Origin of the sequence: Alteraurantiacibacter aestuarii, from assembly GCF_009827405.1 — a bacterium.
Classification (GTDB): Bacteria; Pseudomonadota; Alphaproteobacteria; order Sphingomonadales; family Sphingomonadaceae; genus Alteraurantiacibacter; species Alteraurantiacibacter aestuarii.
Window position 1 is genome coordinate 211,426 of record NZ_WTYY01000001.1, and the last position, 24,510, is coordinate 235,935.

A 24,510-nucleotide genomic window follows, 5' to 3' on the forward strand; every position below is an offset into this window, starting at 1 on the left:
TCTGACGCCCCTCTAGGTATCAGACAAAGAAAATCTGGGAGAGTTATGATGCGTATTTCCGGCATTCTTGCCGCCGCCGCCACTGCGACCGCCACCGCCGCCCTGTGTCTGGCCGCTCCGGCATCGGCACAGGACAGAACGCGCGAAATCCTCGGCCGCGTGCTCGATTCCGTGCTGGGTCCGCAGCCGCAGGCGCAGCAGCCAGAGGCGCAGCCGGTGCCGCAGACCACCACGGTTGCCGTTCCGCAAATGCCGCAGGTGCTGGCGCATCCCCGCCGCAATGATGACCGCGTGCGCGATCAATATCGCCACCCGGCAGAAACGCTCGATTTCTTTGGCATCAGGCCCGGCATGACCGTGGTCGACTACATGCCTGCCACTGGCTGGTATTCGCGCATCCTGATCCCCTTCCTGGGGCAGCAGGGCACCTATATCGGCATGAACCCCGAACTCGACGCATCGCTGACCGGCTATTGGGACATGTACCGGAACGCGGCCACACGCATTCCCGCCGATGCCAGCCAATGGGTGGGCAATGAAGGCGCGCGGGTGGTCGGGGTCAACACCAATGATGACCTTGCCGCCTATGCGGGAAGCGCAGACCGGGTGCTGATCTTCCGCGAGATCCACAACATGCGCCGCTTTGGCTGGCTGCATGACAGCCTGGTGGCCGCGCGCACCCTGCTCAAGCCCGATGGCATGCTGGGCGTGGTGCAGCACCGCGCCGATCCCGATGCTCCGGCATCCTATGTGCTGGGCGACAATGGCTATCAGCGCGAGGAGGACGTTATCGCCCTGCTCAGCGCTTATGGTTTTGAGCTGGTGGGCCGCAGCGAGATCAACGCCAATGCGCTCGATCCGGCCAATTGGGAGGGCGGCGTATGGTCGCTTTCACCCAGCTTCGCCGGTGCCGCCGAAGGAAGCAGGGAACGCCGCCGCCGCGCCGCCATTGGCGAAAGCGACCGGATGACGCTGCTGTTTCGCAAGCGAGCCTGATTTACTTAGCCGGGGCAGGGCACTATCTGGCGCGGCATGACCACGCTAACCGTCTCTGCCCTGCAGCTTGCCCTTGGTTCCGCCGATGAGCGGGAAAACATCGATGCGGTCTCCGCCCTGGTGGAGGAGGCCGCACAGGCTGGCGCGCAGATAGCCCAGCCGCCGGAGCTGTTTTCAGGCCCCTATTTCTGCCGAGAGGAGAAGGACGAGTTCTTCGCCCTCGCACGCCCCACTGCCGAGCATCCCTCGGTCGTGGCAATGCGCAAGCTGGCGGCAAAGCTGAACATCGCCATCCCCACCAGCTTCTTTGAGCGGGACGGACATCACTATTACAACACGCTGGCAATGATCGGCGCCGATGGCGAGATCATGGGCACTTACCGCAAGAGCCACATTCCAGACGGGCCGGGATATGAGGAGAAGTTCTACTTCCGCCCCGGTAATGACGGTTTCAAGGTGTGGAACGTGGCAGGGGCCACCATCGGCATCGGTATCTGCTGGGACCAGTGGTATCCTGAAACCGCGCGCTGCCTGGCGCTGCAGGGCGCGCAGGTGCTGTTCTATCCCACCGCCATCGGATCTGAGCCCAAGGATGCCGACATGGACACCAGCCGCATGTGGCGGCGCGCCATGATCGGCCATGCGGTGTCCAATTGCATGCCGGTGATCGCCGCCAACCGGATCGGCCATGAAGGATCGCAGGAAGCGGGCAACAACTTCTATGGCCACAGCTTCATCTGTGACGAATGGGGTGACTATCTGGCCCAATTCGGCGCGGAGGAAACCGGCGTGCTGACAGCCACGCTCGATCTGGATGCTGCGCGCCGCCACCGCGCCAGCTGGGGCTTCTTCCGCGATCGCCGCCCGCAGCTCTATGGCCGGATTGGCGAGGACATTTGAACGCGTCTGTCTATCTCATCGCGCTCGGTTCCAACCAGCGCCATCCGCAGCTCGGCTCACCGCGAGAGGTGGTCTCGGCGACGATGGACTTCCTCGATGGCACGCTGGGCGAAGTGGTCGCCCGCTCGCCCATCATCGACAGCGCGCCTGTCGGACCATCGCTGCGCCTTTATGCCAATGCCGTGCTGGCGATGGAGAGCAGGCTCAGCCCAGATGAGATGCTCTATTCGCTCCAGCATGCAGAAGCGCAGCTGGGACGCGAACGGCGCGGCGCGCGCTGGCGGGCGCGGGTGATCGATCTGGACATCGTGCTGTGGAGCGGCGGGGTTGTGGCGCAAACGGACCTTGCCATTCCGCATCCGCTGTTCCGGGAACGGGATTTCGTGCTCGGCCCCGCCGCCGCGATTGCCCCGGACTGGCGCGACCCTGTCACCGGCCTGACGCTGCGCCAGCTATATGCACGCTTGACCCACCACCGACCCGTCCCTAGGTGACGCCCGCGTGGTAAGGGCCCTTAGCTCAGTCGGTAGAGCAACTGACTTTTAATCAGTAGGTCGCTGGTTCGAACCCAGCAGGGCTCACCACCTTTTTCCTTGAATTCGCTTCCAGGCCATTGCGCTGGATTTTCAGGGCTGGCCTGAAAGTCGGATCGGGCAGAATGGTTCGCTTTATGCGATGGGCCATCGTCGTCAGCGCCTGGGCCTTGTTCAAGCTCCGACAATCGACGATGACTGGCGGCGATCAGGATCGCTGGAAGGGAAATGGTGGCCGCCACACGCTCGAACACGCAGACCCGGCTGCTGGCTGCGGCCGAGAAGATTCTTGTCGAAAAGGGCCTGACGGGGCTGTCCGTTCGCAAGGTCGGGGAACAGGCGGGCGTCAATGCCACGCTCGTCACCTATCATTTCAAGAGCATCTCCAATCTGCTGGAGGAGCTTTGCCAGATCAATCTTGATCCGATCCTGGCCCGTTGGTCGCAAATTGGCGGCGCAGGGAATGCGTCGCAGGATTTCGATGACATTCTGGAAATCTGGCTTGAGGCCCTGCTTCTTCCTTCGGCCATTACCGCCGAGGGAAGGGCGCTTGTCGTTCTGGACGAGATTATTGCCCATGGGGAAGGCAGCCTGCGGCAATCCGTGCTGGAACCAATGGAACAGTTCAGCGAGCGGTTACGATCTGCTCTCGCGCCATTCTGCCCGCATTTGCATCAGGATGAATTGCGCGCACGTGTCCGTTTCATTTCAGGAGCCGCGCTCGGCCCGCCGCCGCGCGGCGATGGCTCCCCGCTTGCGGGAGTTGGCAACCCGCTGGACGATCTGGATTGCCTGCTGAACTTCGCGCGTGCCGCCCTTCGTGGATGAACGACAGAACGAAGCCGTCACCAACAAGCAGCGTCAATCACGGATTGCCAATGGCCCCATCTTGCATTTATACACTCGTATGAATCCCGGTTGGCGATAGGAATCCCTGCATGACGGTACCCCCTGGTTTGGGCGAAGCAGACTTTGCTGATGGGCTCGCTGAGATGCGCGATGCCGTGGGGACCGAATGGGTTTTCGATCAGCCGGCCGATCTCAACACATATCGCGATTTCTATTCGGTCCTGTGGGGCGAGCCGGAGGAGAAGCGGGCCTCTGCTGCGATAGCGCCTGCCAATGTCGAGCAAGTCCAGGCCGTGGTGCGCGTGGCCAGTGAACGCAATATTCCGCTCTACCCGATCTCGACCGGACGCAATCTGGGTTATGGCGGTTCCGCTCCCGTCCTGTCGGGCAGCGTGGTGCTCGATCTCAAGCGCATGGACCGGGTGCTGGACGTCAACGAGAACAATTGTTCCTGCCTTGTCGAGCCGGGCGTATCCTACTTCGACATGTACCGGCATTTGCAGGAAAGCGGATCGAAGCTGTGGCTCGACGTGCCCGATCCCGGCTGGGGCTCGCTGGTCGGCAATGCGCTGGATTCGGGCGGCGGCTACACGGCGGCGGGCTATCGCGGGCACTGGGAAGCGGTCTGCGGGATCGAGGCAGTGATGGCCGATGGGGAATTGCTGCGCACCGGCATGGGCGCGCTTCCCGGGTCGGAAACCTGGCAGCAATATCGCATGGGGATCGGCCCGTGCCTTGATGGACTGTTCCGCCAGTCATCGCTGGGCGTGGTCACAAAAATGGGTTTCTACCTGTTTCCCCAACCCGAAGCCTATCTTTCAGTTTCGGTCGATGTGTTCCGGTTCGAGGATCTGGAGCCGCTGGTGGAACTGCTCAATGAGCTGGAATACGGGCATGTCTTCAACGGCATGCCGGGTATCGGATCACCGGTTCTGGCGCAGGAAAACCCGATCGCCATGTCGATCGTGCCCGAAGCCGAAGTCATGAACGCCATGGTGCGCGAAACCGGCCTGCCTGCATGGCGTGGTTCGATCAACTTCTACGGCCCGGAGAAAGTCATCAGGGCGCAGTGGGACTATGTGCAGGAGCGCTTCGCCCATTTTGAAGGCGTGAAGTTTAACGAGACTCCCGTCGTCAAGCTACCGCTCAGCCCCGATGATATGGAGCGGATTCACAAACCGCGGTTCGGCATCCCCTCGCTGGAGATTTTTTCGGTCGGCAGCCGGGGTTACGGTGATTTCAACCCCAGCGACGGCCATATCTGGTTTTCCGCCGTCATCCCGCGCAGCGGCAAGGGCATTATCGACGCGAACCGCGTGATGCGCACCGAATGCGAGCGGCTGGGGCTGGACCTGTTCATGTTCGTGCCGTCTGTCACCTGCTGGTCGCGCAGCTTCGTGCTGTTTGCCGCTGTGCCGGTCTATAAAGACGCCGCAAGAAACCAGCATCTGCGCGACAGTGTGAAGGAAATCATCAGGATCTGCGCCACGCATGGCTGGGGCGAATATCGCTGCCCGCCCGCATTCATGGATGCGGCGATGGATGCTTACAGCTTCGGTGACCACAAGCTGCGCCGCGTCAACGAACAGATCAAGGATGCGCTCGATCCCCGCGGCATTCTCTCCGCCGGACGATATGGTGTATGGCCGCGTCATCTGCGCGATGGAGGCGGGGCATGAGATATCTTGCGCTTGCTTGCGCTGCTGCCGTCGCCGCGCTCGCGTTGAATGCGGCGCAGGCGCAGGGTGAAACCGCCCCGCGCACCGCCCCGCGCACCGGCCAGACCGCGCCCGAACTGCAGCGGGGGAAGGCCGTCTTTGCCCATTGGTGCGCGCCATGCCATGCCACTGGTGCAGGCCTTGCGGGCACCATGTCACTGGAGGCGAAATATGACGGAAGCGTTCCCGCCGCACTGGAAGATCGCACCGATCTGCAGCCTGCCGTGATCGGCTATTTCGTGCGCACGGGTGTTGCCTGGATGCCGCCGTTCCGTCCAACTGAAATCTCGGACGACGATCTCGCCGCCCTGTCGGCCTATCTCAGCGCGCCATTGGCAGATCGCGGTGCGCATGCACCGTTGCTGGCAGATGAGATGGTGCGCGCAAGGGGGAGTGAGCAATGATTTCTCGCCGTGAAGTGATCAAATGGGGAGCCGCCGCGCCAGCTTTCGCTGCCTGTTCGCACGCAGCGTTCGCCAGCGGAGTGCAGGGGTGCGACGCCTTCCTGCTCGATCAGAGATTTGCCGCACAAGTGCCGCAGAACCATTGGGGCATACCGGTCATGCGTTTTGACGGCGACGTGACCGGACACTGGTATCAGACCATTGATCCCGCATGGCGCCAACGCGGCTATGTGCTGGGCGGGATTACCGGCAGCGATGCCCTGTTCGTGCTCGAAACGCTGGCGCAGCAGCATGGTCGCCGTGTTGTCAGCCGTTCGCAAGTGGGCGCAGCCGATGCGCGCGGAATTGCTCCGGTCAGCTGGATCATCGCACCCGTCCATCCCAGTGTCGTGGCATGAGCGTGCTTCCCCCCGATCTGGACGAAGCCGGTTTCGCGACCTTCCTTGAACAGCTACGCGGCGCGGTTGGCGCTGACTGGGTGTGGTCAGGCGAGGCGGACATGTTCCCCTATCGCGACAGCTTCTCGCCGGTCTGGAACACTGGAGAGGAACGCCACGCCTCTGCTGCAGTCGCCCCGGCCGATGTCGAACAGGTCTCTGAAATCGTACGCATCGCGCGCCGCCACCGCGTGCCGCTGTTCCCGATCTCGACCGGCAAGAACTTTGGCTATGGCGGCCCATCGCCCAATGTGAACGGCTCCGTCGTGCTCGATCTCAAGCGCATGAACCGGGTGATCGAGATCAATGAAGCGCGCGCTTATGCTCTGGTCGAACCGGGCGTTTCCTATTTCGACCTGTACCGCGAGATACAGGAGCGCGGCCTTAAGCTGATGGTGGATTGCCCCGATCCCGGCTGGGGCTCGCCGATCGGCAATTCGCTGGAACGCGGGGTGGGCTACACCATGCCCCATTTCCGCGACCATTTCGGCGCGCATTGCGGGATGGAAGTCGTGCTGCCCGATGGTGAGGTGATGCGCACCGGCATGGGCGCTTTGCCAGGCAGCGATACCTGGCAGGAATATCCCTATGGCTTCGGGCCGGACCCGGCGGGGCTGTTTGCACAAGGGCCCTTTGGTGTCGTCACCAAGATGGGTTTCCGCCTGCTGCCATTGCCCGAATATTACCGCAGCGGAATGATCAGCGTGCCCCGGCGCGCCGATTTCGCCAAGCTGGTCGACCATGTGAACTACCTGTCCGATAGCGGGCTGATCGGCGAAGTGGAATTTGGTTCACCCTTGAGCGCGTTGATGGGCGATCCGCAATTCCTCGCGCTGGCGACCAAAACCGGCGGGCCTTCGAATGCCGAAATGGATGCCGCAGCCGAAGCGGCGGGCCTGCACAGCTGGCATGTTGAATTGCAGATCTTCGGGCCAGAGGCGACGACGCTTGCCAATTGGAATTATGCCAGTGACCGTATCCTGTCCGATATTCCGGGCGCGATTGCGATTGCCGGCGATCACTTCCCTTTGCCGGCGACCGACGACCAGCTCGACAATCAGACGCAGCCCTATCGCAGCAGCATCAAGCGCCGCCGTTCGTTGGGCGTGCCGAGCCTTGGCGCGTGGAAAATCGTGCGCGATGATGGCCATGTCGGCTTTTTCCCGGTGCTGCCGCGAACTGCCGAGGCGGTGTTCGAGATGCAGCGCGTGCTGGGCGATGCGATGAAGGAATTTCCGACCCTGCCGCCCTTCTTCAACGCCCTGACCATGCCGCTGTTCTGGCACACGCACACCTTCCAGATGGTGTTCGCGCCATCGATCAAGCATGATGATCCGGCGCACAATGCCATCACCCATGCCGCGATGAAGAAATGCGTGGCGGTGGCCGCCCAGCACGGCTGGGGCGATTACCGGGCAGCGCCCATCTATCAGGATGACGTGTCGGACACTTACGGTTTCAACAACCACATCCTGCGCCGTTTCCACGAGCAGCTGAAGGACGCGATCGACCCCGACGGGATCATCGCACCGGGCAGAGGCGGTGTGTGGCCAAGGAGGTTCCGATCATGAAAATCCTGCGCGGACCCGCGATTGTACTGGCTGCGTCTGCGGCGCTGTGCGGGATGGCCTGGGGCCAATCCTCCAACCAGCCGATCGTCCGCAATATCGAACGTCCCGACATGCCTGGCCGCGTGATCTTCGCGCGGCAATGTGCCCCTTGCCACGGCACCGCTCCGGGAGATGATGGCTCGCCCATGCTTCCGGGAACCGCTGCTTTGACGGCCAAATACGAAGGCCGCCTGCCCGGATTGCTGGAACTGCGCAGCGATCTTTCCGCTCCTGTCCTGAACCTGTTCGTGCGGCGCGGGAGCGGTGCGATGCCGATGTTCCGCAAGGCTGAATTGAGCGATGCGGATTTGGCGGCGATTGCGGACTATCTTGCCGCCACGGCACGCGAGAATGCGTCCCTGGCCGGACACTGACGCGATCAGATATTCTCTCCGCAAGCCTGACCCGGCGCGTGTCGCTGACGGTCGAAACACAGACCGGGACCTGTTGATGCAGGGTGAAAATGACAGCCGCAGGCGACTCTTGACGGCCTGCTGATTCCAGCGTTTAATCGGCAAATCGCTGGTTCGGACCCGCCGGGTTCACCACGTTTCTCTCCCTTGGCATTTGTCGGCAAATTGCCGATGGTGACGCACGTCACCGCTTTCGGGCACCTTGGGAGGGGAAAAGATGGCAGTTCGGACAATATCATCGCGGGCCATGGGACGGCTTTTGCCCGTGGCATTGGCCATTGCTGTGGCAGGGTGCGGGCAAGGCACCAATGGCACTGCGGGCGCAGATGCCGAAGCGCCCAGCCTGCTCAACACCGGCGAACGGCAAGTCTTCTTCGGCGATCTGCATCTGCACACGTCCTATTCGCTCGATGCTGCGGCAGCCAAGACCAACACCACGCCCGACGATGCCTATCTGTTCGCCAAGGGGGAGCAGGTGGATTACCTTGGCCGCATGCTCCAGCGGCATACTCCGCTCGATTTTCTGGCGGTGACCGATCATGCGGAGTATCTGGGCACGGTCAGGGCGGCGATGGCGGGCGAGATTCCGCTGCCGGGCGATCAGGACGAATGGGACCGCCTGTTCGCCCATGATGGCGGCGCCACCATGTTCGAACTGTTCGGTATGGCCGTTGCTGGACTATACGGGGAAAGCCGCGAGGGGCTGGTCGATCCGGCGCGCAGTTATGAGGCCTGGCAGGATACCATCGCCGCGGCGCAGCGGCACAATAATCCCGGCACATTCACCGCCTTCGTGGCCTTCGAATATTCGCCCACCTACCGGGCCAATGGCGCGCATCTGCACCGCAATGTGATTTTTCGCGGGCCGGATTATCCCGCCATGCCGTTCTCCGCGCTCGATTCGATGAACCACGAGGCCTTGTGGGCCTATGCCGAAACCAACCGGGCGCGCGGGATCGAGAGCCTGATGATCCCGCATAATGCCAATCTCAGCGATGGCCTCGCCTTCCCCTATAACGACACGTACGGCCAGCCGATGAGCGTGGACTATGCCGCGCGCCGTGCGGCCAATGAACCGCTGGTGGAAATCACCCAGATCAAGGGCACCAGCGAGACACGGCCCGAACTTTCTCCCGATGACGAATTCGCCGATTTCGAGATCATCAATTCCGATGGCGACCTGGCGGGGGCCTATGTCCGCACCGGCCTTGCGCGCGGCATGGAGCTGGCAGAGGCGCTGGGGGTGAACCCGTTCGAGCAGGGCTTTGTCGGCGCAACCGACTTCCATTCTGGCATTTCGAGCACCGAGGAGGACAATTACCCCGGCGCGCTGGGCCTGTCCGACGACCATGCCAATGCCGCTGCCATCCTGGGCGATGTCTCGCCCGTGATCGGCAGCCCGCTGGCCAATCTTTCGGCATCGGGACTGACCGGCGTCTGGGCGGAGGAGAACACGCGCGAGAGCCTGTTCGCAGCCTTCCAGCGGCGCGAGACATTCGCCACGTCCGGCCCGCGCATGCGGGTGCGGCTGTTTGCGGGATGGAGCGACCCTTCATCGTTTGCCGATAGTGCGGACTGGGCCACGCGCGCCTATCAGTGGGGCGTGCCGATGGGCGGCAACCTTGCCGCGCCGCCAGCAGGCAGCACCGGGCCGACGCTGATAGTGCAGGCCGCCAGGGACCCGGAATCGGGCAATCTGGACCGCATCCAGATCGTCAAGGTCTGGCGTGAGGACGGGCGCAGTCTCGAGCGTATCTACAACGTCGCCTGGTCGGGTGACCGTCTGCAAGGTGAGGATGGCCGGCTTCCGGCCGTGGGCAACACCGTGGACGCCGGCACCGCGACCTTCACCAACACAATCGGCACGGCGGAGCTGATCGGCAGCTGGACCGATCCCGATTTCGATCCGGGCCAGCGGGCATTCTATTATGCCCGTGTGCTGGAAATCCCCACGCCGCGCTGGGCCACCTATCTTTCCGTCGCCAGCGGGATCGCGCTGGCGCCAGAGACGAAGCCATGGCTGCAGGAACGCGCCTGGACATCGCCGGTCTATTACACGCCGGCATCGGGGGTATGACATGACAGCCCGTATTCTTCTCACATCCGCCGCCGCACTGGCGCTGACTGCCTGCAACCAGGCGCCGTCCGATGTGTCTTCGGGCGTGCTCGATCCCGCGCTTGCGGAGGTGGCCGCGCCCGATATGCCGCAGGCTGATCGCCAGCTTTTGTGGGGCGATACGCATGTCCACACGATCAATTCGGTCGATGCCTTTTCCAGCGGTCTGGCCAATGCCGATATCGACAGCGCCTATCGCTTTGCGCGCGGCATGCCGGTGATTTTCCCGCGCACCGGCCAGCGCGTGCAGATCGACCGTCCGCTGGATTTCGTGGTGATCGCCGATCACGCGGTCAGCCTGGGTATCTCCAGCCGGATCGCCCGCAATGATCCCTCGATCATGCAATATCCCATCGCCCGCAGACTGCGGGAACTGTTTGAAACCGAAGGCGGACGTGCGCTGACGACGGCGGGCATGGGCGGCAGCAATCTGACCGAGGAGGAGCTGGCGGCATTCAACCGCGACATGCGCTCTGACGAGGTGCTGGCGGGCAGCTGGCAGGGGCAGATCGATGCTGCCGAACGGCACAACCGTCCGGGCACTTTCACCGCGCTGATTGGCTGGGAATGGACCTTCGCGCCCAATTTGCGCAACATGCACCGCGTGGTCTTCACCAATGTTGATGGCGATCAGGCCGGGCAGTTCCTGCCGCTGGCCAATTACCAGACCGACGGGCCGGAAGACCTCTACGCCTTCTTTGAGGAAACCCGAGCCCGCACCGGGGCCGATTTCGTGGCCATCCCGCATAATTCCAACCTGTCCGAAGGGCGCATGTTCGAACTCGTGGACAAGAACGGTGATGCCTTCGATGCCGCCTATGCGCAGACCCGCGCGGCGTGGGAGCCGGTGGTGGAGATCACCCAGTACAAAGGGTCATCGGAAACGCATCCGGCGCTTTCCTCCAATGACGAATTTGCCGATTTCGAGCTGCGCAACATGCTGCTCACCGGCGTTCCGACCGATCCGCTGGGCGGCTCCTACGTCCGCAGCGCCTTGCTGATGGGCATGGCCGAGGAACAGCGCATCGGCGCCAATCCGTTCCGCTATGGCATTATCGGGGCGAGTGACAGCCACACAGGATTCTCCTCGCAGCTGGAGAATAATTTCCTCGGCAAGCTGGGGGAGGATTATCTTCCGGCGGACCGGCTGGGGGATAACAAGGTGCCGATCATCTTCCCCGCCGCGCAAATGTCCGCCTCCGGCCTTGCTGGCGTGTGGGCCGATCACAATGACCGGCAATCGCTGTTCGATGCCTTCCGCAGGCGGGAGGTGTTTGGCACTTCGGGGCCGCGCATGTCGGTGCGGCTGTTTGCCGGCTATGATTTTGCCGCAGGGGATCAGGATCGACGGGATTTTGCATCGCATGGCTATCGCCTCGGCGTGCCGATGGGCGGGGTTCTGGCCCCCAGCAACGGCCGCGCACCGCGCTTGATGATACAGGCTGTGAAGGATCCCGAAGCGGGCAATCTGGACCGGGTGCAGGTGGTCAAGGGCTGGGTCGATGCACGTGGCCGGACGCATGAGAAGATCTTCAACGTCGCCTGGAGCGGCGGCCGGAGCATGCGCGCCGACGGATCTCTGCCGGCGGTGGGCAATACGGTGGACCTGACGACGGCGCGCTATACCAACACTATTGGCGCGGCGGAGCTGGCAACGGTGTGGACCGATCCCGAATTCGATCCCTCCATGCGCACGTTCTATTATGTCCGCGTGCTGGAAATCCCCACCCCGCGCCATCACCTGTTCGATGCGCTGGCGCTGGGTATCGATCCGGCAACGATAGACATTGTGCCCACCATACAGGAACGCGCCTGGTCATCGCCTGTGTGGTACACTCCGTGACGCTGAAATCATGGCTGCGGGAGCCGCTGGTCCATTTCCTTGCCGCTGGTGTCGCCTTGTTTCTGGCCGCATCGTGGATCTGGCCGGCACCCGAAACTGGCCGCGTCATCACCATTGGAGAGGCGCAGCTGCTCGATCACCTGCAGGCGCGCGCGCAACTGTATGACGAGGAGAGCTTTGCCCGGCTGCTGGAGGATATGAGCGAGCAGGATCGCGCCCAGTTGCTGCGCGATGCCGCCGTGGCAGAGGCGCTTTACCGCGAGGGTGAGGCGCTGGGGCTGGCCGATGCCGATCCGCTGGTGCGCCAGCGCGTGATCCAGCAGATGCGCCTGTTGCTGATGGAGGAAGCGGCCAGCGATGTGCAGCTTTCGGACCAGGACATCCGCAGCTTCTACGATCAGAACCCGCAACGCTATGCTGAGGGTGCGCGGGCCAGCTTCACCCATGTGTTCTTCTCGGCAGAGCGGCGCGGCACAGGCGCAGAGGCCGCCGCGCGCGCGGCGCTGGCGCAGATGCAGGCAGGCGATGTGCCTTTTGCGCAGGCCGGCCAATATGGTGACCGCTTCCTCTACCAGCTCAACTATGCCGAGGCTGGTGCGCGCGAGATTGCCGGGCAATTTGGTGAGGATTTCACCCGCGCGCTCTATCAGTTGCAGCCTTCCGATGAATGGCAGGGGCCGCTGCAATCGCAGCATGGCTGGCATGTCATCGGCCTGCGCGAGCTGACGTCCTCTCGCGTTCCGCCGTTCGAGGAAATCGCTGCCCGCGTGGCTGAAGATGCCTTGGCCGAAGAGCGCAGCCGCCGCGGCATGGCGGCGATTGATGCGCTGATGGAGGATTACGAGGTTCGCGACGAGAACGGGATTGCGCGCTGATGCGCTTGTGGCTGGCCTGCCTTGCCATGCTGGCGACGCTGCTGTCCGCGCCAGCCCATGCCGATGACAACCGACCGCTGACCATCACTGTCGAACTGGCCCCGGACGGGCTTGCCGCAGATGTGACGTGGAAAATCCCGGCCAATGTTGCGGCAGGCTTCATGCCCGATCTACTGCCTCCCGGCGGTTGCGTTGCCGAGGGTCATTTGCGCAGCTGGTCCGATGCCGTGGGCACATGGCACCAGCAGCAATGGGTCTGCCAGCAGCCGCTCAAGGGGCAGGCCATCGCCATCGCCTACCCATCGGCCAATCCGGGTCTTGCCACCATCGCCCGCCTGCATGAGCCGGGGCAGGCGGTGCAAACCATATTGCTCCAGCCCGGTGACACTGTGCTGCAAATCCCTGCTGCGCAGCAGGGGGAAGCGCGCGCGAGCACTTTTGCCGAATTCCTCAAGCTGGGCTTCGAGCATATCTGGCTGGGGATCGACCATCTGCTGTTCGTGACCGGGCTGATCATCATTGCGGGCACATGGCGGCGGATATTGGTGACGGTGACGGGCTTCACATTGGCGCATTCGGTCACGCTGGGTCTGGCGGCGCTGGACCTGATCAGCCTGCCTATCCGCGCGGTGGAGGCGGTGATTGCACTGTCCATCGTGTTCCTGGCGGTGGAGATCGTCAAAGGCCCGCGAGACAGCCTGACCTGGCGCCGCCCGGTGGCGGTGGCATCAACCTTCGGCCTGCTGCACGGTTTCGGCTTCGCGTCGGTCCTGCGCGAAGTCGGCCTGCCCGATCAGGGCCTGCTGACCGCGCTGTTTGCCTTCAACATCGGCATTGAGATCGGCCAGGTGATCTTTGCTGGCCTGCTGTTCGCACTGCTGCGGCTGGTCACGCGGCTGCGACCTGCGCAAGGTGAGATGGCAGGCTTGCAGCGCATGGCCGGATATACGCTGGGCATCGTCGCCAGTTACTGGCTGGTGGAGCGCCTGATCGGCGCCTAATCGTTCCAGCCATAATGGTCCGCCAGATATTGCGGCCCCCAGCCGAAACTGGCTGCATTGGGATCACTCAGCATGTCGGCGTTCCAGGTGTCATGTGCGGCTTTCAATTCGGCAAATTTTTCCGGCATGCGATTGATCAGATTGCCGCGTTCCAGCGGGTCCGCCACGATATCGAACAGATATTCGTAGTCATTGATCTTGAGGTATTTGTAGCGGCCGCGCCGCGTGGCCTTCTGGTCCTTGTTCCAGAAGCGCCAGAACAAGGTCCGCTCCGGCGTGGGCGCACCCATCAGGGCGGGGCGCAGATCCATGCCGTCACTGGGATAGTCGGGATGCGGTGCGCCGCCGGCTGCGTGCAGGAAAGTGGGCAGGAAATCCATCGACAGCACCGGCGTGTCGCTTTCGGACCCCGGCGCGGTCAGCCCCGGCCATTTGACGATGAAGGGCACGCGGATGCCGCCTTCCAGAAGATCGGTCTTGATCCCGGTGAAAGGCCAGTTGTGGGCGAAGCGCTCGCCGCCATTGTCGCTGGTGAAGACCACTACCGTATCCTGTTCCATGCCCAGTTCAGCTAGGCGGGCCAACACGCGGCCGATATTGGCATCGAGGCTGGTGACCATCTCGGCATAGGTGTCCATGCTGCCGCCGTCGTAGTGGGCGATGGCGAGCCCGCCCAGCGGTTCCTCCAGATTGGCCAGTCGGTCGCTTTCGGCCTGATCGTTCGGCCCCTGCCAGGGCCAGTGCGGCGCGGTGAAGTGGAGGGACAGCAGCCACGGCTTGTCGGGTTCCTGCGCGCGCGCATCAAGGAATTCGATCGACCGGTTGGCCAGCATGTCGGTGTAATATCCGACTTCGTCGATCCGCACGTCGCCGTCCCACAGATCGGTGACATCGGGCACGATGCCGTGGTGAAAGTAATCCACCCCGCCGCCGCGATTGCCCCAGAATTCGTCATAGCCGCTCTTGAGCGGGCCAAAATCGGGCAGGCCGCCCAGATGCCACTTGCCCACCAGGGCGGTGTGATAACCCTGTTGCTTGAGCAGTGAGGGCAGGGTGGGGTGCGCCGGGTCCAGCCCGATGCCGGGGCGGCCAATCGGTTCTTCCAGACCGGCGGCGATGCGATATTGATAGCGTCCGGTGATCAGTCCCACGCGGGTGGCCGAGCAGACCGCGCTGTTGGCATAGCCGTGGGTGAACTTCATGCCCTGCGCGGCAAGGCTGTCCAGCACGGGGGTGCGATATTCCTGCCGGCCGTAACAGGACAGGTCGGCATATCCCAGGTCGTCGGCCATGATGAACAGGAAGTTGGGCTTGCGTCCGGGTGTGTGGGCAAGGCCCGGAATGGTTACTGCAAGTGCCGCACTACCCAGGGCACTGCCAATAGCGGTACGGCGGGTAAAACCCTTCTTCACGTCGAACATCAATCATCCCCTCCCAAGGTGTGGCGCGCACTATAATGCGATTTGTTCATCTGGCCATGCCTGAGTGCAAGCATATTGCCCGCTTGGCCAAGAAGCCGCCAGATCATTGCAAATATTGGATTTATAACAGCGCCTGTCATGTCATGAACACTGCTTGTCAGCGGTAATGGCAGTATGCCTCCCCTACTCCACAGGTCCACCGAACTGCGACTTGGGGAGAATTCGGATAATGAACCGCGTGCAATGGCACCGCCGCCTGTACATGGCCCTGGCAGCAGGGCTTGTCCTGCAGGCCCCGGCGCCGCTTTTGGCCCAGCAGGCCGATCCCGGGCAGGCAGATGCGCTCTATCAGTCGCTGGCCCCGCAAGAGGCTGATCGTGCCGGTGATCCGGACTTTGATTATGCGCTGGCCATCGCGGCTATCGACAGCGGGCATTATGGGGCGGCGATCATCGCGCTCCAGCGTGTGCTGGCGATGCAGCCGAACAATGCCGAAGCCCGTGCAGAGCTGGCCCGCGCCTATGCCATGGCAGGTGATATCGATACCGCTCGTGCGGAATTCGCCACTGTGGTGGACGATCCCAGCCTGCCCGATCCCGTGCGCCAGCGCTTCACCGGCTTTGTCCGCCAGTTTGACCGGCAGATCGCCGGCGGCGGCAGCGATGTCTCGGGCTATTTCGATGCCCGCGCCGGACATGACAGCAATATCAACGCCGCCACCGACCTGACGCAGATCACCATCCCGTTGTTCGCCTTCCTCGGTGCGGGCAATCTGGGACCGGGCGCACGCGCGCAGGATGATGAGTTTTACGAGCTGACCGGCGGCGTCTCGGGCGTGACCGCGATCAGCCGGCAGGACCGGTTGTTCGGATCATTGCTGGGCAATTACCGCGACAACTTCGACAGTTCTGCCTTCGATCAGGCCAGCCTGACCGGGACTGCCGGATACGCCCACAGCTTCGCCAACCGCGATGTGATCTCGCTGTCCGGACAGGTGCAGCGCTTCTGGCTCGACGATGATGGCTACCGCGACAGTTACGGCGCCATTGCCCAATATACCGCGATGATGGCGCAGGGCCGCGCGATCACCATATCGGCCCAGTACAATCGCCTCGATTTCAATGGCCAGCCGCTGCTCGACGCGGATCGCTATGCGGTGGCGCTGGGCTATGTGACGAGCAATCTTTCCGCCACCGTTCAGGCCGGCAAGGAAGAGACGGTCCGTCAGGCGGGCGATGCCTTTTCGCACTGGTTCGCAGGCGCTTCCGTTGGCGGCGAATATCCGGTGAGTGAGCGCGTGGCCGTGCAGGGCGGGGTGGCCTTCGATATGCGCCGCTACGACACGGCCGATGCCCTGTTCCTGGTCGAAAGATCGGATGAACGGCTTGATGCGCAGCTTGGCGTCAAGCTGGCGCTGACCGGCAACCTCTATTTCCAGCCGCGCGCCACCTACACGCGCAACTGGAGCAACATCGCCCTTTATGACTACGACCGATACACGCTGACCGCGGGTATCCGGCTCGAGTTCTGATCTGATTTTCGCGAAACCGGGAGCTACCGATATGACCCGCATTGCCAGCCACACAATTTCCGCCAGCAAGTCCGCGAAACTGCTTCTCCTGTCCGCTTCAGTGCTGGCCATCGCCAGCGTTCCTGCCGAAGCGGCGGACGTGCTCTTCGCCAGCAATGGCACCACCACCGTCGAAGAGGGCCGCCCCTTCACCAATGGCGCGCAGGTGCTGCAGATCAGGCTTGAGAACGGCGCCACGCTGTCCTTTACCCAAGGTGCCGAGTTCACCCTCAACTCCGATGGATCGGTAAACCTGGCCAAGGGCGGCGTGACGGTTGCCGGCGCGGGTAATTCCCAGACGACGATCCACATGCCCGAGGGCGTGAATGGCACGGTGGGCGGCACGGGAAATGCCGCCACATTCGAAGTCTCAGAAACCGGAAGTACCAGCGGCCATACGCTGACCGGCACCTCCACCATCATGCGCGGGCGGGAAGACCGGAGCTTTTCCGAGGGGCAGATGTGGGCCAGTTCCGGCCGCAACGGCATTCGCCGCGTGATGGCGCGCGGGCCCCAGAATACTCCGCAGGCGCGTGAACCGCAGGTGGCGGATGTGGACACTGGCGGACCCCTGGCTGCGGCGCAGAATGGCCAGCCGGTTTCGCTGGGTGATGCGCTGGCATCCGCCGGTGCTTCGGCAGATATCATCGGCGCGGCTCGGCGCGTGGAGGCCGCCAATGGCAATCCGCAGCTGGAAACCTATCCGGTGGGCGATCTGGCCTTGCTGGTGGCGCTGGCTGCCGATTTGCAGAATGCCTATGGCGGCGCGCCTTTCCAGGCGGCGCAGGCCGATATCATCCGCACTTATCTGGGCTTTCTGGCGAATGGCGGATCGGGTGCCAACTTCCTGACCGCCTATTCCGGCTTCCTGACTCAATATCTGGATCTGGTCCGCGTGGGCGGCCTGCCTTCCAGCTTCGATGCTGCTGCGCTTACCGATATCAACGCCTTCCTTGCCTATCAGGGCAATCTGGGTGCGCTGGCCAACCTTTCGGCACAGGATCAGGCGCTGGCGCAGGCCTATCTCGCCTTCCTGCAAGGGGGCGGCAACGGGGACCTGTTCGCGGCCCAGTTCACCGATCTGATCGAGGCCTATTTCGCCTTCGTTCGCGGCGGCGGAAACCCGCTGGAGTTTACCGGCGCATCACAGGAAGTCGTCGATGCCTATATCGCATTTCTTTCACAAAGCGGCCTGTCCGGGCAGCTTTCGGCAGACAACCAGACGCTGATACAGGCTTACCTGACCAGCGGCGGTTTCAACTTCGCCGCGCAATATGCCGCAGCGCTTGAAGCCTATTTCGCCTTCCTCCAGCAGGGCAACCTGCCCAGCCAGTATGCCGATCTGGATGCCGGCGTGGTGCAGGCCTATCTCGAAGCGCTGCAGGCATCGGGCCTGTTTGACCAGTTGCTGGGCCAGCAGGCGCAGTTCTATGCCAATTACCTCGCCTTCCTGCAGGGTGGCGGCAATCCGGACTTGTTTGCCGGTCTTCCCAATGCCGACCTGGTGCCCTTTGCCGATGCGCTGAATGACTATGCGGCGTTTCTGGCGGGCGGTGGCCTGCCCAGCAATTATGATGCAGCAACGCTGGAGCTGCTCGCCTCCTACCTCTCCGCCATTGATAATGCCGGACAGCTGACAAATCTGCTGGGTGGCAACAGCAGCCTGCTCGATGCCTATTTCACCTATCTGGCGGGCGGCGCGAATGCCGATCTGTTCGGCGGCTTGCCGATCTATGCCAGTTATGGCGCGGCGCTGCAGGCCTATTACACCTATCTTGCAGGCGGCGGACTGCCGGCCAATTATTCCGCACTGACGCAGCAGCAGATAACCAACTATCTTGCGGCACTTTCGGCTGCGGGCGGATTTGCCACGCAGCTGGGCGATCTGAGCGACTTCTTCACCGCCTATTACGCCTTTGTCTCAACCGGCGGCACCCCGGCACAATTCAGTGGGCTGCCGCTCTATGCCAATTATGTTTCGGCGTTGAATGCCTATTACGCCTTCCTTGCAGGCGGTGGTCTTCCGGGTGACTATACCGCGCTGACACAGCAGCAGATATCGAACTATCTGGCCGCGCTTGCTTCAGCAGGCGGTTTTGGCGCCTTTGCCAATCTCAACGGCTTCTTCACCTCTTACTATGCCTTCGTGCAGGGTGGCGGCGATCCGGCTGATTTCAGCGGACTGCCGGTCTATGCAGATTATCTGACGGCGATCAGCCAGTACTACGCCTATTTGGCGGGCGGCGGCGTGCCGAGCGCCTACACCGCGCTAACCCAGCAGCAGATCCAGGCCTATCTGCAGGCACTGGCCGATTCCGGGCTGCTGACCATCAACTTCTCCGGCGACATCCTCAGCTTCTACACCAACTATCTCGCTTACCTTGCAGGCGGCGGCGTGGCTGACAATTTCGGCGGATTGCCGGGAGCAGGTTCGGGTGGCGGTTCGGGGTCCACTGCAACCCAGCTCGCGGGCGCCAATGTCTGGCTGTATGATGTCGGTCGCGCTTTCCGGGGTACGGCATCCACTGCCGATGTGACGGTAGATGGCCAGATCACGCGGACCGTTACCGGTTCCACGGTGAATGACTTTACCGGCGGAAACCGCACTCTGCGAGAATTTGGCCGGGTCGGCAATATCGTGGCCTGGACACGCTATGAACGCGGACTTGTGGGCGGCAATGCGAACTTCAACGAGCATTTGCTGGTAGGTGCTCCGGCGACCAATCTGCCCGCCAGCGGCAAGGTAAACTACCGCCTTGTGGGCGGCACCGCGCCTACCGATGCGCTGGCCACGGCAGGTTCCAGCGGTTCCTTCAGCGGATCGCTGGCTGTCGCCTTTGGTGCCACGCCGACGGTCGGCATATCATTCGATGTCTATAGCGGAACGCTGGGCTGGCATGCCCAGACCGCTGGCGGCGCGGCTGACCCCACCAATGGCGGTGCGCAGGTCGGTTCAGACGGCAGGTTCACCACCAGCCTGCAGACCACCGGACTGATCGGCGGTGCCTGCGCGCTGAGCGGCTGTACATCCGGTGCGCATGGCGGTCTGTTTGGCGATGGCGCAAGCAATGTCGGTATTGAGTATTTCATCGCCGATTCCACCACCGGCGGCATCCAGAACGTCAACGGCGTGGCCATATTCGGCACCACCGGGACCGAGCTGGCGCAGATCGGCACTACTCCCACTCCGCCCGTGACAACCACCGTGGTTCAGAACCAGAGCTTTGCCTATGCCAACCCGCTGATCGGCGATGATGTCTATTCGCTGATCCCGGTGACTTATGACGCCAACGGATTTCCGGTTGGCTATCTGGCTTCGGCGGATGAGGGGCTGACCAGCGGAACCACAACCTTGCTCGACAGCGGCAAGGCGGGCGGAGTCATTTCCTGGGCGCGCTGGGCAAATGGCACACCGGGCGGCAAATATTACAACAGCGCCATTGAGCCTGTTGGTCCCAATGGCGGCTATCACGTGATCGCGGGCTCCGCGCTGACCAATATGCCGGCGAGCGGCGCGGTGGCGTATGATCTGATCGGATTCACCACTCCCACACGCCACAATGAAAGCACCAGCACAGGCTCTGTAACGGGCGGCGCGGCTGTGGTGTTCGGCGTAAATCCGGTGGCGGCGCTTGATCTGACTGTGGTCAGCGGATCGGACAGCTTCAACCTGTTCACCTCTGGCAAGCTGACCGATCCGACACAAAGCACGCTGGCGATCCGGGCCAATGGCTCATTCGAGACGCTGGGGGTCGGGGCAAGTCAGGGAGCGGTTTCAATCGCGTCTGCTTCGGCGTTCTGCACCTCTGGCTGCAACACATTTGTGGAGGGTTTTCTGGCAGGCGACGGGGCGAGCCACATGGGTCTCGCCTATTCGATCCGATCCAATACCGTGCCCAACCAGTTTATTGACGGCAGCGCAGCCTTTGCTGCGGGCGCAGCGATTAATCTGGGCGGCGGTGGCGGCGCGACGGGCACGGCGGACGGTGTCGTCCCGACCAGCGCCACCGGCAAGTACATCGCTTATCAGGGAGCTGGCGGTGACAATAACGGGCCGGTGAGCAGCGTCACGGTGACCAGCGGAAAGTTTGTTTCCGCTGCCGGCATTGGCAATGGCGCAGCGATCAGCATCACCACCAATGGCAATAGCGTTACTGAAACCGATGGCGATCAGGGCGTGATCGGCTGGCAGCGCAGTGAGAATGTGGGGGTCGACTATCGCTCCTCCAGTGGTCAGGGCCTGTCAGCCAGCGCTTTTGCCGGCCAGTCATGGCACACGGTCTGGGGCACGCCTCTGGTCAATCTTCCCACCAGTGGCCTGATCAATTACGAACTCATCGGGTCAACCAAGGCCACGCAAACCAATGCGCAAGGTGGGCTCGGCTCATTCACCGGAGCGTTGGCGGTGGATTTCGGCACGCTCAAGGTTGGCCTTGATGCCAGTGTCGCCTTTGGCGGCAACACCTATGCCTTTGCAAGCGCAGGCGGGGTCACCGCGCCGAGCATGTCGCTCACCGATGATGGCTTTGGCGGGCGGCGATTTGGCTCGAACCTGACGACCACGGCCAACGGCACCACCAGTGTCACGCGCGGAACATATGTGCAGGGCTTCCTTGCCGGCGACGGCGCAAGCCACGCCGGTCTGACCTATTCGATCAAGACGAGTTCCAGCAACGCCATTCAGGGCGCGGCGACCTTCCGTGCGACAGGAAGCGGGACCGGTGGCGGAACTGGCGGTGGCAACACCACCTCCAACTTCACCGGCACGCGCGACGGGATCGTCTATTACACCTATACCAACGGCTCGCTGGCGAATGGCTTTGGCGGCAGTGCAACCTTTGCCAATGGTGCGGTGACAGGCCTCAGTTCGATCTTTGGCACGATTTCGTCCAATGGCGCACAAATCGTCGAAGCAGGCGATGTCGGGGATCTGGCCTGGGCCCGCTGGACGGGCGGCACGGTGGTGGCAACCGGTGTTTTGGGCGGATCGACGGTGATCGGCGCAAATGGTGGCTATCATGTGTTTGCCGGCAAGACTTCCACCAGCCTGCCTGCCAGCGGCACGGTGAATTACTCCCTGATCGCAACCACCTCGGCAACTGACAATAAGGGCTCAACTCCGGGCACAATTTCGGGTGACCTGGCTATTGCTTTCGGTTCTACTGCCAAGGTCGGGTATAATATGCAGATCGCCGTTGGTGGGCGTAGCTGGGGCGTGGAAACGGCCGGCGGAGTGGCCAATCCCTCAGCCAGTCAGGTGAACCTCGTAACCGGAACCGGAATTGCTACATTCTCCGGGCAATTTCTGAACACGGTAGGCCAAGTTACCGCTACCGGCGGGGCATGCGCGGGGAGTTGTTCCGTCAGTGTCGGCGGTTCGCTCTATGGTGCAAATGGCGCTTTTGCCGGGGTCGCTGTCAACGTGACCGATTCCAGCGTCACCAATGGTGTGATAACCGCCAGCGGCCTGGCGATCTTCAGCGCCGATGCTCCGGCCTCGGGCGGCCTTGCGCCATCCACGACCGGGACCACCCAGGCATCGCTTGCCTCCGTCACCGACTGGGATCGCTGGGAAGTCAATTCGGGCAGCATCAACGCCGGCAGCGACATGGCGATGTTGGCACCGGGAATGGAAGCGCTGGCGATGCGCGGCATCCAGTTCTCGGCCGAGCAGCTGGCCCAGCTTGAGGCCTATCAGGCAGCCGCCATGCGCTGACCGCGCGCAAAGCAAAACGCTTCGTGCGCGGACCGGCAAGGGGAAGCTGGCCGCGCGCAATCAGGGCCGGTCCGACCATTCAGGTCGGGCCGGCCATTGCCTTGTATAGAACAGCGATGTCAGAAGGAGATGGAGCGCGCGCTCAGCGGAAGACGAGGTAGATGCTGGTCGCTTCGGTGCCGCGGTTTTCCAGCTCTATGGAAAAGCGCTCGGTAAAGATCGGCAGCCAGCTGCAATTTGCCCGCGGGGCCAGTGGCCGGGCGCAAATGGCCTCTTCGCGCGGGTTGCTGATCTCCAGCGCCACATTGCTGCCGCTGCTTGCCTGCGCGGCAATATCGGCGCGTTCACCGGCGTAGAATATCTGTTCGATCCGCACGCTCTCGCCCGCTTCCAGCCGTGCGCGGCGATAGGCCGGGCCCAGCGTGCGGCCACGGAATGGAGTGGCTGAAGATGGCTGGTACTGCGCCCGCCATTCACTCAGCGGATCATCCGTGGCGCCATCCATCAGCGCAACATTCATGGTGTTGAGCCGGTCCACCAGCGGAGCGCGCTCACGCTTGTTCCGGGCGGATTCGGCAGCCACCAGCAGCGCTGCGGTATCGCTCAGCACATCGCCGGTCGGCTCGACTGCGGCCAGATCGCGATCGCCCGCGCCAACGCAGCCTGCCAGCGACACAATCAACAGCAGCGTACAGGGCCGTTTCATGCTTTCACTTCTCCACTGGTCCACATGGCGTGAGGCTTGATTACGAAATGAGCGCCTTTCTGGCTGGCGACAAGGCCAATTCCCATGCCGTGGCGCATGGCGATGGCACGCGCCAGCGCCAAGCCCAGGCCGTGGCTGTTCTTGCCCTGCACGTGATGGCCGGTGCGAAAACGTTCGAATACCAGCGGGCGCAGCGCTTCATCGATCCCCGGCCCGTCATCGCGCACTTCGATCACCGGCCCATCGGCGATGGACAGGGTAACCTGCCCGCCGCGCGGCACATATTTGAGCGCATTGTCGAGCAGGTTGGAGATCAGGCGGGTGAGCTGCATCGGCTCGCCCAGAATATGCACTTTGGGTTCAATGAAGCTGCGCAGCGAGATGCCGGCTTCTTCCGCACTGCCATCGTAAAGCTCCACCAGATTGCTGGCGAGGGCCGAGAGATCGACATCCTCCAGCCCGACAAGATCGCCCACCCGGCTTTCGCTGGCGGCGATGTCGAGCAGGGAATCGAGCATGGTGACGACCGATTTGATGTCCTGTCGCCCCTGTTCGATCATGGCCGGGTCCACCCCTTCGGGCAGGCTGCGCATGGCATTGACCAGTCGGTTGTCCAGATGGGTCAGCGGGGTGCGAATTTCATGGGCGATGTGATCGGACATGTGCCGGTGCGTTCGCGCCAGTCCGGCACTGCGACCAATGGCCCGCGTGCTGAGATATGCCAGTTCACCGACCTCATCATCAAACTGGCTATCGGGCAGATCCACATCGCGGCCATGCTCAGCCGCGCGAAAAGCGCTGGAAATGGCGATGATGCGCTGGCGCAGCTTGGCAACGGCATTCCGGCCGATCAGCCATACGGCCAGCACGATGACCGCTGCCGTGCCCAGGAACACCGCCACCAGCCGCAGCAGCGCAGTGCTGTCACGCTCATAGGTGCGGGCCACCAGCAGATCGAGATCAGGGGAAAGCCGGGTAGCCCGGGCAAACACCTTTGTCCCGTCCACCAATGTCAGAAAACCCTGTTCGGACAGCCCCGCGCCCAGCGTCGGCCACTGCTTGATATTGCCCCCCAATATTGTCCCGTCAGGACGAACCAGCATATAGCGCGCCTGCCGCCCCTCCAGGCTTACCAGCGTGGATCGATCCTCCAGCCGCGCCAGCAGCTCCTCCTCGCCACTGCTGGCATAGATATCAACCAGGCCGGCAATGTCGGTATCTACAGTGGCGGAAAGCGATCGCTGTGTAGCGTTCCAGCTTTCCCACATGGTCACGCCGAACAGTACCAACAGCGACACCAGCGCCAGCCCGATGGCACCGCGCACCAGCCGCGTGAAAATCGACCTGCCGGATTCGGGCCTGTCGATGGTCGTTTCGAGTTTGGGCAGGGGTTCTTGCATTG

The 24,510-nt window shown here is 62.7% G+C and carries 18 protein-coding genes and 1 tRNA gene; 16 read left to right on the top strand and 3 right to left on the bottom strand.

The window, feature by feature from the left end:
• The first annotated feature begins 45 nt into the window (after positions 1-45).
• The 14 genes from GRI32_RS00965 (at position 46) to GRI32_RS01030 (ending at position 13,695) form a co-directional block, all read left to right on the top strand.
• A complete protein-coding gene (locus GRI32_RS00965) occupies positions 46-996 on the top strand; it encodes a class I SAM-dependent methyltransferase (RefSeq protein ID WP_160589264.1) in 951 nt (316 codons plus the stop codon).
• Positions 997-1,032: 36 nt separating this feature from the next.
• Positions 1,033-1,896 carry an N-carbamoylputrescine amidase gene (gene aguB / locus GRI32_RS00970; protein WP_160589265.1) on the top strand — a complete coding sequence of 288 codons (864 nt, stop codon included), beginning with the start codon at positions 1,033-1,035 and terminating at the stop codon, positions 1,894-1,896.
• A complete protein-coding gene (gene folK, locus GRI32_RS00975) occupies positions 1,893-2,390 on the top strand; it encodes a 2-amino-4-hydroxy-6-hydroxymethyldihydropteridine diphosphokinase (protein WP_160589266.1) in 498 nt (165 codons plus the stop codon). Before aguB ends, folK begins: the two co-directional genes overlap by 4 nt.
• 14 nt (positions 2,391-2,404) lie before the next feature.
• A tRNA-Lys gene (locus GRI32_RS00980) sits at positions 2,405-2,480 on the top strand.
• Positions 2,481-2,657: 177 nt separating this feature from the next.
• Entirely contained in the window at positions 2,658-3,257 is a 600-nt protein-coding gene (locus tag GRI32_RS00985; protein ID WP_160589267.1) for a TetR/AcrR family transcriptional regulator, read from the top strand.
• Between the two features lie 110 nt (positions 3,258-3,367).
• Complete coding sequence (locus GRI32_RS00990; protein WP_160589268.1) at positions 3,368-4,957, top strand: FAD-binding oxidoreductase; 1,590 nt, start codon at positions 3,368-3,370, stop codon at positions 4,955-4,957.
• On the top strand, positions 4,954-5,400 hold the full coding sequence (locus GRI32_RS00995) for a c-type cytochrome (RefSeq protein WP_160589269.1): 447 nt from the start codon (positions 4,954-4,956) through the stop codon (positions 5,398-5,400). The genes GRI32_RS00990 and GRI32_RS00995 overlap by 4 nt, the downstream gene beginning before the upstream one ends.
• Complete coding sequence (locus GRI32_RS01000) at positions 5,397-5,798, top strand: hypothetical protein (protein WP_160589270.1); 402 nt, start codon at positions 5,397-5,399, stop codon at positions 5,796-5,798. The genes GRI32_RS00995 and GRI32_RS01000 overlap by 4 nt, the downstream gene beginning before the upstream one ends.
• Positions 5,795-7,408: an FAD-binding oxidoreductase gene (locus tag GRI32_RS01005; RefSeq protein ID WP_160589271.1), complete on the top strand. Its 1,614-nt coding sequence runs from the start codon at positions 5,795-5,797 to the stop codon at positions 7,406-7,408. The genes GRI32_RS01000 and GRI32_RS01005 overlap by 4 nt, the downstream gene beginning before the upstream one ends.
• Positions 7,405-7,821 (top strand): c-type cytochrome, encoded by a 417-nt coding sequence (locus GRI32_RS01010; RefSeq protein ID WP_202385882.1) that lies wholly within the window; start codon positions 7,405-7,407, stop codon positions 7,819-7,821. The genes GRI32_RS01005 and GRI32_RS01010 overlap by 4 nt, the downstream gene beginning before the upstream one ends.
• Positions 7,822-8,107: 286 nt before the next feature.
• Positions 8,108-9,937: a DUF3604 domain-containing protein gene (locus GRI32_RS01015; RefSeq protein ID WP_160589272.1), complete on the top strand. Its 1,830-nt coding sequence runs from the start codon at positions 8,108-8,110 to the stop codon at positions 9,935-9,937.
• Position 9,938: 1 nt separating this feature from the next.
• Positions 9,939-11,819 carry a DUF3604 domain-containing protein gene (locus GRI32_RS01020; RefSeq protein WP_160589273.1) on the top strand — a complete coding sequence of 627 codons (1,881 nt, stop codon included), beginning with the start codon at positions 9,939-9,941 and terminating at the stop codon, positions 11,817-11,819.
• Complete coding sequence (locus GRI32_RS01025; protein WP_160589274.1) at positions 11,816-12,694, top strand: peptidyl-prolyl cis-trans isomerase; 879 nt, start codon at positions 11,816-11,818, stop codon at positions 12,692-12,694. Before GRI32_RS01020 ends, GRI32_RS01025 begins: the two co-directional genes overlap by 4 nt.
• On the top strand, positions 12,694-13,695 hold the full coding sequence (locus GRI32_RS01030) for a HupE/UreJ family protein (RefSeq protein ID WP_202385883.1): 1,002 nt from the start codon (positions 12,694-12,696) through the stop codon (positions 13,693-13,695). Before GRI32_RS01025 ends, GRI32_RS01030 begins: the two co-directional genes overlap by 1 nt.
• Here the strand turns inward: GRI32_RS01030 and GRI32_RS01035 are convergent.
• The gene (locus GRI32_RS01035; RefSeq protein WP_160589275.1) at positions 13,692-15,116 is read right to left on the bottom strand and encodes a sulfatase family protein; all 1,425 of its coding nucleotides are present in this window, start codon (positions 15,114-15,116) and stop codon (positions 13,692-13,694) included. The two genes, GRI32_RS01030 and GRI32_RS01035, sit on opposite strands and share 4 nt — an antisense overlap.
• A 229-nt stretch (positions 15,117-15,345) precedes the next feature.
• Here GRI32_RS01035 and GRI32_RS01040 point away from each other — a divergent pair, with 229 nt between their 5' ends.
• Both GRI32_RS01040 and GRI32_RS01045 read left to right on the top strand, forming a co-directional pair.
• The gene (locus GRI32_RS01040) at positions 15,346-16,647 is read left to right on the top strand and encodes a surface lipoprotein assembly modifier (protein ID WP_237437301.1); all 1,302 of its coding nucleotides are present in this window, start codon (positions 15,346-15,348) and stop codon (positions 16,645-16,647) included.
• 31 nt (positions 16,648-16,678) lie between these two features.
• A complete protein-coding gene (locus GRI32_RS01045) occupies positions 16,679-22,402 on the top strand; it encodes a beta strand repeat-containing protein (protein WP_160589276.1) in 5,724 nt (1,907 codons plus the stop codon).
• A gap of 142 nt (positions 22,403-22,544) precedes the next feature.
• Here the strand turns inward: GRI32_RS01045 and GRI32_RS01050 are convergent, their stop codons facing one another.
• On the bottom strand, positions 22,545-23,108 hold the full coding sequence (locus tag GRI32_RS01050) for a hypothetical protein (protein ID WP_160589277.1): 564 nt from the start codon (positions 23,106-23,108) through the stop codon (positions 22,545-22,547).
• On the bottom strand, positions 23,105-24,508 hold the full coding sequence (locus tag GRI32_RS01055; protein WP_160589278.1) for a sensor histidine kinase: 1,404 nt from the start codon (positions 24,506-24,508) through the stop codon (positions 23,105-23,107). Before GRI32_RS01055 ends, GRI32_RS01050 begins: the two co-directional genes overlap by 4 nt.
• Positions 24,509-24,510 lie beyond the last annotated feature (2 nt).